This is a genomic window from Desulfosarcina variabilis str. Montpellier, assembly GCF_048565275.1.
Classification (GTDB): domain Bacteria; phylum Desulfobacterota; class Desulfobacteria; order Desulfobacterales; family Desulfosarcinaceae; genus Desulfosarcina; species Desulfosarcina variabilis.
Genome location: NZ_CP159846.1, coordinates 1,845,197 through 1,858,145 on the forward strand (window position 1 = coordinate 1,845,197; position 12,949 = coordinate 1,858,145).

General features: G+C 56.5%; 4 protein-coding genes and 1 pseudogene. 2 read left to right on the top strand and 3 right to left on the bottom strand.

Annotation, left to right across the window (positions count from 1 at the left end; all coding sequences use genetic code 11):
* Window positions 1-178 precede the first annotated feature (178 nt).
* Together Dvar_RS08190 and Dvar_RS08195 are read right to left on the bottom strand one after the other, a co-directional pair.
* Window positions 179-2,071 carry a hypothetical protein gene (locus Dvar_RS08190; RefSeq protein WP_419664257.1) on the bottom strand — a complete coding sequence of 631 codons (1,893 nt, stop codon included), beginning with the start codon at window positions 2,069-2,071 and terminating at the stop codon, window positions 179-181.
* A 72-nt stretch (window positions 2,072-2,143) separates the two neighbouring features.
* Window positions 2,144-2,227, bottom strand: a pseudogene (locus Dvar_RS08195) (SEC-C metal-binding domain-containing protein); the annotation flags it as partial.
* A 20-nt stretch (window positions 2,228-2,247) separates the two neighbouring features.
* Between Dvar_RS08195 and Dvar_RS08200 the strand changes: the two are divergent.
* The gene (locus Dvar_RS08200) at window positions 2,248-4,329 is read left to right on the top strand and encodes a DEAD/DEAH box helicase (protein WP_419664089.1); all 2,082 of its coding nucleotides are present in this window, start codon (window positions 2,248-2,250) and stop codon (window positions 4,327-4,329) included.
* A 32-nt stretch (window positions 4,330-4,361) separates the two neighbouring features.
* Here Dvar_RS08200 and Dvar_RS08205 read toward each other — a convergent pair whose 3' ends face one another.
* Window positions 4,362-4,985, bottom strand: a complete 624-nt coding sequence (locus tag Dvar_RS08205; protein ID WP_419661204.1) for a LysE family translocator — start codon at window positions 4,983-4,985, stop codon at window positions 4,362-4,364.
* 495 nt (window positions 4,986-5,480) lie between these two features.
* Between Dvar_RS08205 and Dvar_RS08210 the strand changes: the two genes are divergently transcribed.
* Window positions 5,481-12,938, top strand: coding sequence for a SpvB/TcaC N-terminal domain-containing protein (locus Dvar_RS08210; protein ID WP_419661205.1), 7,458 nt, complete (start codon window positions 5,481-5,483; stop codon window positions 12,936-12,938).
* The last annotated feature ends 11 nt before the right edge of the window (window positions 12,939-12,949 follow it).

The following is a 12,949-nucleotide window of genomic DNA, read 5'->3' on the forward strand; positions in this document are numbered from 1 at the left end:
GTCCTGATTGATGAGCAACAACAAAAACAATGGATCGGGCGACTGGCTGCTAACAACCAACACCCAATTCGTAAAAGGGGGGAATTATGATCGCCAAAACAGATCGTGAAAAGTTGGAAGGCATTTTGGAGTAGTTTTTTATACCGATGCGTCACTCGAATCCGTTGATTGGGATAAATCAGGGCTTCAGCTTGTAGGTCCGCTCGATGATCGTACCGATATCCGGTCCTTTCCAGTGGGGGGCGATCCAGCGTACCCGCTGGTCACGCCAACCCGGTGCCGCGCGACGCCAGTGACCGCGTACCATGAAGCGATGAAGGAGCATTCGGCCGCTGCTGATACGCTCCAGCTCCTGGAACTGGCGCAAACGGGAGATTTCGATCGAACCGGGAAGAAAGAAAACCTTTTCATCGCTGAACAACGGCTGGTCTGGCGTTAATTCCGCATTTGGGTACTGCCCGCCCGAGGGACGCGACCGCGGCTGCGGTGCAACGCTTGCGCTGGTGGCATAGAGGATGGCGCTGAGGGTGACATGCAGCAACTGTCCAAAGGGGTCGGCATAAGGCACAGCATTGTGCCCTTCGATTTCGATGGGCGATTGATCTTCAGGAAGTGGCCGGATAAGGGAATCGGCCTGCAGCATCATCTGATGCGTCACCAGATGAGGCGGATCGGCGCCAAGGGCGTCGAAGGCAAAGCAAAGCTGGAGCGAGCGATCCGGGGCTTGGCGCTGTGTTGTCACGTAGACTGTGACAACACGCAGAAAATGACCTGCCAGTGGGCATTCTGGGGCAACGGACAGCATCCGCTCCCCCAGGGAGAGCACGAAGCGATCCGTAAAGACCAGCGCAAAACTGGCAAAGGGTGCGCGCAGATCGGAACCGGGTATCTCCAGATTCGTTTTCGCCAGCATGTAAGCCAGCGAATCGTCTACCCAGAAGGTCTTGCGCCGGTGGAGTTCGAAATTGATCGTGTACGCCATGTGGGCTGTGAGGTTCTCGATGCTCGTTGGAGGCGGGTTCTGAGCACCGATGTCCCGCAAAAAACGCTGAATTTCCAGGTTCATCCGGATATCCTCAATTGTCGTCAGCGTGGATGCATCATCGAAACCGGGCTGCCTGCGAACTTGCTCCGCCACGCCGCGGCAAAGTGGGCCTAATCCGGATACCATTGCAGCCACGCGTTCATGCGCCATGGGCGGTGGATAGTCGGCCCTGAAGCGGTCCTTGAAACCGAGTTCTTCCCACATCCAGGAGGGATCATAAGCCGGCTGCGAATTCTGGAGGGCTTTCTGATAGGAACCTTCCAACTTTTTCTTCTGATTTTTGCCGATCCAGAACCAGGATGATTCGTCCTCCCGCGTGCGCTCGATCGCCTTGGCCCCATCCAGCGCTGTTTCCAGGCAAATAGAATCATCAACAGCAAAGCGGACAAATGTTTCCACAATATCCTCGCCGTCCGTGTTGGCCATGCGGGGCAGGGTAGGATTGAGGATGCTGGAGATCCAGGCCTCGTGTAAAAAAGGGGCCATTTCCTTGAAAAATTCGCTCCCGCTTGCCTGTGGGTGCTTGCCTCGGTACGCCTTGTGGTGGGATGTAAGCTGGGCAACAACCGGTTCCCGGATCAGACCTGGAATGTGAAAAACGCCCATTTCCATCTCCGGTTTGCCCGATGGGCCGAATGCGATAATGCGCGCCGCAATCAGCGCGTATTTGTGCATGGAGCGCGAGCCTTGTTGTTCGTGTACCGTTGTGCGGTGGTTATCGATGACATCGCGCAAGGTGACCGACTCGCCGGGGGATAGATCCACAATCTCATAGAGGCGCAGGGCGGTATTGCGCAGAAGTTCAAGATACAGCCGCTCGCCGGGACTCAGGGGCGGGTTTTGTTCCAGGAAAAGATCTACCACATACGTATCTTTCGAAAGCCGATGGTCGACATACAGCCACATGTCGTAGACCGGATAGCTTTGCTTAAGCCATTCCGGGTCGAGCTCATCGAGCCGATCGGCCCATTTGTCATAGAAGATGTCGTAGGCTTCCTGTTCCTCTTCAGTCAGCTGCAAGTTCACAAATCGTTCCAGTTTTTCGAGCGCGGACCATCGCTCCTCCTGACTGAATATAGTTGTCGACAGTCCCTTGCCCAGGCAGCATCGTTTGAACTTCTTTCCGCTTCCACAAGGGCACGGATCATTACGCTCGCCAGATCGAAAACAGTCGCGGAACACTGCCGGGCATCAATGCCAGGCTGTATCCGTATCAGGTACAGGGCATTGGATTTCTGGCCGGTACCGGTCGCGCCCTGCTGGCCGACGACATGGGCCTGGGCAAAACCCTTCAGGCGATTGCAGCGGCCGTCTGGCTGAAAACGCACGAAAACATCCGCACCGTCGTGATCATCTGTCCGGCCTCCCTGAAACAGCAATGGGCCAGGGAAATCGCCAAATTTACGGATCTGCAATGCCAGATCATCCAGGGGCCGCCGCCCAAACGAGGCGTGCAATATCGCCGGGAAAAGACTTTTTTCGTCATCAATTATGAGTTGCTCCTACGCGATTTGAGCATGATCAACGAGATCCTGCAGCCCGACCTGATCATCCTGGATGAGGCTCAGCGCATTAAAAACTGGCGAACCAAGGTTGCCGCGGCGGTCAAGCTCATCCCCACCCGGTATGCGTTTGTACTTACCGGCACGCCCCTGGAAAACCGTCTGGAGGACCTGTACAGCCTGATGCAGGTGGTGGACCCGAAAATTCTGGGGCCGCTGTGGCGGTATATGGTGGATTTTCATGTGACCGACGAAAGAGGCAAGGTTCTGGGGTACCGGAACCTGTCCGTTTTGCGCAAACGCCTGGCGCCGGTCATGCTGCGGCGTGACCGCGGCATTGTCAGCGATCAACTGCCCGAACGCATTATTCAACGTCTTGATGTGCCCATGACGGCCAAACAGCGCGAGTTTCATGACGATGCCATGTCCAAGGCCGGCCAGCTGGCCACCATCGCCAGGCGCAGACCGCTCACCCCCACCGAGCAAAACCGGTTGATCGCGGCCCTGCAGCAGGCCCGCATGGCGTGCAACGCCGCCGGTCTGGTGGACAAGGAGACCAAGGGCAGTCCCAAACTCGATGAAATGGCGGATCTGCTCGATGAAATCTGCATTCAATCGGGACTCAAAGCCGTGATGTTTTCCTGCTGGGAACTGATGACCCGGATGGTGGAAAAACGGCTGCGCAAAATGGGTTTGGGATATGTGCGGCTGCACGGCGGGGTCCCCACGGCCAAACGGGGAGAACTGATCGATCGTTTTCGGGATGACGATGCCGTGCAGGTGTTCGTCTCCACGGACGCCGGCGGCGTGGGATTGAATTTGCAATCCGGCTCGGCCCTGATCAATATGGATGTGCCGTGGAACCCGGCGGTGCTGGAACAGCGCAACGCCCGGATTCATCGGCTGGGCCAGAAAAGAAGCGTCCAGATCATCACCCTGGTGGCGGCCGCCTCCTACGAAGAGCAGGTTCTGTCTTTGGTGAACACCAAGCAGCATCTGTTCGATAATGTGGTTAACGAAGATGCCACGGAAGATGTGGTGGGTGTGTCCAAAAAAATGCTGGATACCCTGATCGAGGAATTGGCCGGTTCCACGGAAGCAGGTCCGGAAGAACCATTGGAAGAAGTGGCGGCTGACGACGCCAACCCACCCGAGGTGCAACGGCAGTCCACGGCCCGCCCCCTGGACGAGGCCGTGCGCGATTGTATCAAGGGCTTGCAGGAGGCGTTCGGTCCGCGAATCGAACGGATTTTCGGCTCCCAGGGATCGTTGATTGCCGTGATCGACCGCATCGATGGGGATGCGGAGCAAGTGGCCATTGATCTGTCCAAAAAGGTACCCGTGGCCCTGATCGATCTGCTGACACTGGGCAGCCTCAACCGGTTGGGGGCGGCATCACCCCTGGCCCAGGTGCAAACCTATTATGATGCCAAAAAGGACCAGCCGTCGGTCGCCGGGCCTTCCCGCCTGGCAGCCATGGCCGAGGAGAAGTTAAGTGGTGCCAGACTGCTGATGGGCCAGGGGCTGCACACACCCGCGCTGGAATTGCTGCTTTCCGCTCAATTGGCAACGGCGGCGGATCGGGCCGGGCTGGATGCCCCGAAGGCCGCCGCCGAGGCCGGTGTGTGGGTATACAGCGAAGCGATTCCAAAGGGAATTTTAAGCCAGGCGGAGGCCGGTTTGATCATGCAGGCCGTTGGTCTGTCCCAGGCGCCGAGCGTACCCGAGGTGCTGATGGATCAGTTGATCAAAGATACCGCTGACTTCATGGCGCAGTCGTGAATGAATTTCACTGGGGCAGTGCCTTCGGTGAATCAGGAATGGATGACACCCAGCAGCCTCAATCCATCCCGGAACAACAACAGCGCCAGCACGCACAAGGCAAGCCCCAGAAACCGCATGATATATCGATACACCTTGCCGCTTAAAAAAGACTTGGATCTGCCGACCAGCACCGCCAGTACCATCTTTGAACCCACCAGAAATACATAAAAACAGGCAATAAACGCGAACGGTGCGGCCATGCCCTGCTTTGTCGCCCGGGAGAGGATGGGACCGCCGACGCTGAACCAGAACAGGTAGGGGTGGGGACTCAAGGCATTGGCCAGTATGCCTTTGAAAAGCGATCTTGATTTGTCGCCCGCTGCATCTGGATCAGGCGGTTTCGGATTCATGCTCTCATAGCCCATGAACAGGATCACTGCTCCGCCGATCAGTGCAATGATGCCAAGGATATGATTAAACCCTGAGAGTTGAGACAACACCACCAAGGTCAGGATGATGATCGGCAGATCGGTGAAAAACGGGGAGATGGCCACTTTGATTCCCGAACGGATATCATGGCGAAGGGTTTCGGAAATGACTAACGCCAGCAGTGGTCCGGGAGCAAAACCGGCCGACAGGCCAAGCAGGATGCCAACGGTAATGAATTCCATCATCTTCGATTATCCATATCAAATCCTCAAGAACATCAACAAATCCGTTTCTGGTGGTGGGCCGCGCTTTTACTTGAAAGCCTGATACAAAAACCATTGCCCGGCCGATGTCAACGCAAAATATTTTTTGGATAAAGACTGTCCGATAACGAGAGATCACGGAAATCTTCTTTTTGTCATTTTAACTGCCATCCTTGGCTGCTGTAATTTAGGGACGAAGGATCGATTTTTTTACCGTTGCTCTTGAAATGGGTTGAAAGCGTATTATCCTCTAAAAACGATTAGTTTCGGCTTCATCTTACAACCGATATTGTGTTGTGCCTGACGCTGGCCGTTACCTGCGCGACAATTCTTTTTCATCAGATATTCTCTTAAAACGTATTCGTTCCAAATGCTTCCCTTTCATGCCGGGTTGATCGATCTTTCATTAGAGCACACGCCTGGAAACAGCGGTGCCGTTCACATGCTTCTGATAGTCATCCACCATAAGCATGAGCATTGGTTCGAGAACACATTGGAAGGAGATCCATTGCATTCGGTTCAAATGATAATTATACACCAAAGCATCCCTCCGGTGGCCACTTCCCGCCGGCTCCACTAAACGATCGTAGCCCGCAGGCCACCATTACCCTGCCGAAGGGTGGTGGTGCTGTCAAGGGCATCAGCGAGCAGTTCAAGGCCAATCCGGTTACCGGAACCTCCACACTCAGCATCCCGCTGCCGGTTTCTTCTGCCCGCGGCTTCCAGCCGGAACTGAATCTGGGCTACGACTCAGGTGCCGGCAACAGCCCTTTCGGGCTGGGCTGGACCCTGACCGCGGCGGCCATCAGCCGCAAAACCGAAAAAGGGTTGCCCCGCTACCTGGACCGGGACGATTCAGATATTTACATGTTGGATGGTGTGGAAGACCTCGTTCCGCTGCTCGAGGCGCATGGCGAAAGCTGGCAGGAAAGGGGGGGGGCCAGACAGCTGGCCGGTGAGACATGGGCGGTTAAATCCTATCGGCCGCGCATCGACGGGGCCTTTACCCGGATCGAGCGCTGGCGGCATCCGGTGACGAACGTGATCTGGTGGCGAACCACATCGGCCGCCAATGTCACCCGCGTGTTCGGCTATCGTGCCTCGGCAAGAATCGCCGATCCTGAGAATCCGGCGAGGATTTTCAAATGGCTGATCGACTGCGCCTACGACGACAAAGGCCACTACACCCAATACGTTTACAAAACCGAGGATATGGCCGGCGTGGATCACCGCCTGGCCTATGAACGGCACCGCCAGGGCCATCCGGTGGCCCAAACCTATCTCAAACGCGTCTGGTACGGCATCAAACAACCCTACCATCAGTTGTATCCACAAGTCCCTGAAGTTCTCGACAAACCCTTCAGCGCGAACGATTTTCATTTTCAGACGGTTTTCGACTTCGGGGAGCATACCGCCTCGGAGCCGAATCCCGAAGAGAACTTGTCCTGGGGGGTGAGACCCGATCCATTCTCGGATTATCGGGCCGGCTTTGAAATCCGCACGTATCGTCGGTGTCAACGCATTTTGCTGTTTCATCAGTTCGCCGGGCATTTGCCGACCGCCAGCGAACCGGTCCGCCAGCTGGCGTTGGGGTATGACGATACGAACGCAACTTTCAGCCTGCTCACCACCATCGTCAGCACCGGCTTTACCCGCGACGGCAGCGGCGCCCTGCAATCCAAATCCCTGCCGGCCATCACTTTCAATTATCAGGCTCACCCGTGGGATTCCGAGATCAAAACCATCGATTCGGATAGCCTGACCCACCTGCCCGGCGGGGTCGACGGCCGGCAATACCAGTGGGTCGATCTTCTTCGGGAAGGGCTCAGCGGTGTGCTGTCCGAGCAGGCCGACGGGCTCTACTACAAGCGCAATCTGGGACGCGCGGCATTTGCCGACGCCCGCCAGGTGGCCCCGGCGCCATCTGTTCACGGCCTTGCCCGAGGCGATCTGCAGCTTCAGGATCTGGAGGGCGACGGGGCGATCGCGCTGGTCTCCACGACCGGACCGGCCAGGGGGTTTTTCCAATCCTTGGATGGAGAAAAATGGGATGATTTCATTCCCTTCGATCAGATGCCCGGTATAGATTTTAAAGATCCATCCCTGCGGTTGATCGATCTGAATGGCGATGGGCGGCCGGATCTGCTGGTTTCCGAGGAGCGCGCCTTTCGCTGGTATCCCTCACAAGGCCGAAAAGGATATGGTCCCGCGCAGATGGCCGAAACGGCCCTGAGCGAAGAAGAGGGGCCGGCCATTGTTTTTACCAACCCATCCGAGTCGATCGTTCTGGCCGACATGACCGGTGACGGGCTGACCGATATCGTGTGCATCAGAAACAGCAGTATCGTTTATTGGCCCAATCTGGGCTACGGCCGCTTCGGCGCCAAGGTCACCATGGGCGATGCACCCCGGTTCGACCATCCGGATCAGTTCGATCCCGGACGTGTTCGTCTGGCCGATCTGGACGGATCCGGCACCGCGGACCTCATCTACCTGGGCAAAGACGAGCTTTGCTTCTGGCTGAATCTTGGCGGCAACCGGTGGCACCACCCTTTCCAGACGATCAACCCATTTCCTGACGTGGACGATCTGTCAGATGTCTCGGTCATCGACCTGCTTGGTGCGGGCACGGCCTGTGTAGTCTGGTCTTCGCCGCTGCCAACCCCTGTCAACCGGTCCATTCGTTATGTTGACCTGATGGCCGGCACCAAACCTTATCTGCTCGCAACGTACGAAAACGGCATGGGCCGGGAAGTCCGGCTGGGCTACACCACCTCGACAGCATTTTATCTCGAAGACAAACAAAACGGCGAGCCGTGGATCACCCGATTGCATTTTCCGGTGCACTGCCTTTCCTCGGTGGAGACCATTGATCACATCACCAATGCGCGTTTTGTCAGTACCTACCGTTATCATCACGGGTACTACGATCACGCCGAACGCGAGTTCCGCGGATTCGGCCGTGTGGATCAGACCGACACCGAGGACTACGCCCATTTTGTCAACGGCGATTCCGCCAATGTCGTCGATCGCGTGTTGCACCAGTCGCCGGTGCTGACCAAAACCTGGTTTCATACCGGGGTTTATATGGACAACAACCATGTCCTGGCGCAGTATAGGCAGGAGTACTTCACCGCATCCGCCATAGCGGATCTCCAGCTGGAAGAACCGGCGCTGCCGACGGGTCTGACCGCCGCCGAATGGCGCGAGGCGCTCCGGGCCTGCAAGGGCATGGCTTTGCGCAGTGAGGTCTACGGCCTGGACGGTACGACCGACGAATCCATCCCTTATGCGATCACGCAAAATTCCTGCGAGATCAGACGGCTTCAACCCCGGGCGGACAACCGGCATGCCGTGTTTCAGGTTATCGACAGCCAGTCCTTGACCCTGCAGTTGGATCGCCGCCCCGAGGACCCGCGCGTCAGCCACCAGTTGACCCTGCAGACCGACGCCTATGGGCATCCACTTGTTTCGGCAACCGTGGGATACCCCCGGCGGATCAGTGATCCGGACGTTCCCGAAGCAGTACGTGCCGAGCAGGCCAAAACCCACATCGTCATTACGCACATCGACTATACCAATGACGTGTATGGTCCCCTTGCCCAGGGGATCGGCACTGAGCTTTCAGACTCACCGTATCGCCTGCCGGTCCCGTGGAAGACGGCGACCTATGCGCTGAGCGGGCTAAATTCGTCAGCGGATGCACTCTACCGGCAGGATGCGATTTTGAGTGCTTTTAACGATGCCGACGGGATCGGGTATGAGCAAACTTCGGAAACGGGCCTGGTCAAACGCCTTCTCTCCTGCAGCGAAATCCGTTTTGCCAATGACGTCCTCGACGGGCCGCGGGATGCCGGTGTGCCCCACCCGTTGGGTATCAGCTGGCAGACCTACCGGTTGGCCTTTACGCCGTCGCTTATGGAATCCATATACGGCGGCAAGGTGGATCCTGCCATTTTCGATGGTGGATATGTTGACCTCAATGGTGACGGCAACTGGTGGGCGCCTTCGGGCACACCGATTTTTGGCCCTGATGCGGCCCGTCGATTTTATCTGCCAACAGGTGAGCATGACTGCCTGGGAAACCCTTCCTGGATCGATTTGGACGACTATCTGCTGTTGCCTGTTCGCAGCCGTGATGCCCGGCAGAACGAAACCCTGGCGGTCAACGATTATCGCACACTATCGCCGCGGTTTGTCCGCGATCCCAACCACAATTGGCACGCCGTGGCGGTTGACGCGTTGGGCATGGTGGTCAAGTCGGCGGTCATGGGTAAGGTGGCGGGGCTGACCGATGGGCAGGCGCCGGCGCCCGACGCAGCCTGTGAAGGCGACAACCTGGCGTATCCATCGACCGAGCTGAACTACGGTTTTTACGATCCATCGACTCACCAGCCGGGCTTTGCCTACACCCGGACCTACGTCAATCATCACGCCGTGGATCCAGGCGAGAACCGGGCGGATTATCTGCAGCAATACGAGTACGCCGATGGGGCCGGCCAGGTGATCATGGTCAAGAAACAGGCTGAACCGGGGCTGGCCAAATACCGCAATGACGACGGCACCACTGAAACGGTGGATACCGGCGATGCCGTGCGCTGGATCGGCAACGGCCGCACGGTTCTCAACAACAAGGGCAACCCGGTCAAGCAGTACGAGCCCTATTTCAGCGTCACCCCTTCCTATGAGGATGACCCGGCACTGGTGGAAATCGGTGTCACGCCGATCCTTTTCTACGATGCAGCGGGCCGCATGGATGGCAAACTGTACCCCAACCACACTTACGAGAAAGTGGTTTTTGATCCCTGGCAGCAGACAAGCTGGGACGTCAGCGATACGCTGGTTATCGTTAAAGCCGATGGAACCCGGGAGTCCAATCCGGCCGCGGATCCTGATGTGGGCCATTACTTCACTGGATTGGACAGCAGCGAATACCTGCCCAGCTGGCATGCGGCACGCATCGACGGGGCACTCGGCATGGCGCAGCAACGGGCCGCCGAGAAGAGTGAGGCCCATGTGGATACACCCGCCCGGGTGTTTACCGATGCCCTGGGCCGGACGATCCATGCCCTGGCCGACAATGGGGCTTCCGGAAAGGTCAGTACCCGCACCGTTCTGGACATCGAGGGCAACACCCTGGCCGTGGTTGACGACCGGGACAACACGGTCATGCACTATCGCTACGCCATGCTGCCACCGACGGATGAGAAAAGCCCCAAGCCGGCGGTGTACCAGAACAGCATGGACGGCGGCGAGCGCTGGACGCTCTTCAATGCGCTGGGCCAGCCCATGCGTAGCTGGGACAGCCGGGGCCATGGTTTTGAAAACCGCTACGATGCGCTCAGTCGTCCCACGCAAACCAATGTCACCGAAAACGGCAGCCGGAAGACGATCGTTCTGACACGCTATCGTGACAGCGACGGACCCGATGCCGATGCCTGGCGACGTGATAATCTCATCGGCACCGCCCATAAAGCATACGACCAGGCCGGATTGATCGAAATCCTGTCTTTGGACTTCAAGGGCAACCTGCTGCACGCCCGGCGGACCCTGGCGGTGGAATACAAAACCACCATCGACTGGTCGGTGGATGACCCGCAGGTTCTGCTGCAATCCGAGACTTTCGAGACCCGCGCCGAGTACGACGCCTTGAACCGGGTGACCCGGTCCCTGTCGCCCCACAACCCAACCATCCCCGCCAGCGAAACCTGGCTGACCTATAATGCGTCCGGCGCGTTGGACAAGGTGGATGCTGCTGTTCGCGGCGGCCATCGTCAGCCCTACGTCGTCGACATGGAATACGACGCCAGGGGCAAGCGCCGGCAGATCACTTACGGTAACGGAATAGTCACCGACTACGACTACGAACCCGACACCTTCCGCCTGAAAAGATTGCTCACGCGCCGCCATTCGGGTGATTTCTTGCAGGATCTGAACTATACGTACGATCCCGCAGGCAACATTACCGAAATCCGCGACAATACCCAGCAAACGCTGTATTTCCAGAATGCGGTGGTCGAGCCGCACAGTCAATACACATACGATCCGCTCTATCGTCTGGTCGCGGCCACCGGCCGGGAGCATGCCGGGCAGAACCGTTCTCCCTCTTCCTTCAACGGATGGCTGCCCGAAGCCCATCCCAACGACGGCGGCGCCATGCGGTCCTACACCCAGACCTACACTTACGATGGGGTGGGCAATATCCTGCAGATGGCCCATCGTGCCGGCGGTGGCGGGTGGTCACGGCATTATCAATACGCCGGGGAGAACAACCGCTTGTTGGCAACAACCCTGGGCGATCCATCCATGCCCTTTGACGAGACTTACGACTACAACGCTCACGGCAGCATGACCCGCATGCCACATCTGCAACAAATGGACTGGGACGTCGCCGAGCAGCTTTGCCATGTGGATCTGAGCGGTGGCGGACAGGCCTGGTACGTTTACGATGCCGACGGACAGCGGACCCGCAAGATCATCGAAACAAATGGTAGCCTGGTCAAAGAACGCATTTACTTCGGCGGATGGGAGATCTACCGTGAGCGGGTTGGCGACCGGCTGGACCTGGAACGCGAAACCCTGCATGTCATGGACGATCAACGGCGCATCGCCTTGATCGATACCCAAATCGTCAAGGATTCTATACCGGCATCCACTATTTCGCCGGTGGTGCGTTACCAGATGGGGAATCATCTCGGTTCCTCGAGCCTTGAGATAAACGATAAGGGCCGTATCATTTCATATGAAGAGTTTCATCCTTTCGGTACAACGGCATATTTCGCAGGAGAAGGTGTGGTTGAGGAAAACGGTAAGCGTTTTCGCTATACTGGGAAGGAACGGGATGAAGAAAGCGGTTTTTCCTATCATCAAGCACGTTATCTATTAGGTTGGCTGGGGCGCTGGACGAGCATTGACCCGTTTGGCATTAAGGATGGTCCTAATGTGTATGCCTATGCTCACGACAATCCGGCGTGCAGAATTGACCTCAATGGAAGAGATAGTTTTAATGCCGGAAATATATTAGCCGAATTTCAGGATGATTTCGGAGATACATTTGTTGCAGTCCAAGCAAAGAAAGGAACGTGGATTTCAGCGACTGCAAAATCTTTGGGACTTGATGAGACATACTCAAAAGAACAGGGCTACGGTGCCTATGTAGAAGGTGTTGTGTACAATGAGCAGTGGCAAATATTCGAGAACCCGGACAGACTGGAAGTGGGTGAGATTTTTTATGTAAAAATCCGATCAAGTAATTCACGACCGATGCCTATTCCTCCAAAGCCAAAACAATCCAGACAGCAGGAAAGTTGGAGAAAGTTCTTTTTGCGGAACGCTATCGATGCAGTGTTTGTTGATAAAATTGAAGTTGCCGTGCACGGCGGGCTGGGCGTGGAAGCGCTTGAGGGAGCAGCAGGTGGCGAATTGGCGATAGAATATGGCCTGGCATTGTCTTTGATTACGAATCCAAATTCTGAAGACTTTTTGAAAATAGGAGCTAATCCTCTTATCCAAGGGAATTTAGGGGGGAAAGCCGGTCCTGGACAAACCGCAACTTTGATTACGCCGGAAGCAATAGGTGGCGTTAGTATTACAGCAGCTGAATATTTTGGACCTTCCAGCGAAGGTGGGCTTGAGTCCTTGCCAGGATGGGAAGGGGGCGCGTATTTAGGTGCAGAAGCCAAAATTGGGGCCGGTGCAGAAGGAGCAATCGTTGGATCCGCAACACTACCGACAGCAGACGGCATGTGGGTTGGTGCCGGTGTTGATCTTCAAGGAGAAGGCTCTGCGACTGGAGGATTAACAGGTGAAGGAGGCATAAGTGGTAGAAAAACATTTGAGTCGATTGGCGTTGTTGATTTAATGCCTCAATTTTTGCGTAGCTACCATTCCGAATATATTGATTGGGTCAACCGTGGGCGGAATTTGCCCAAATAAGACAAACAATA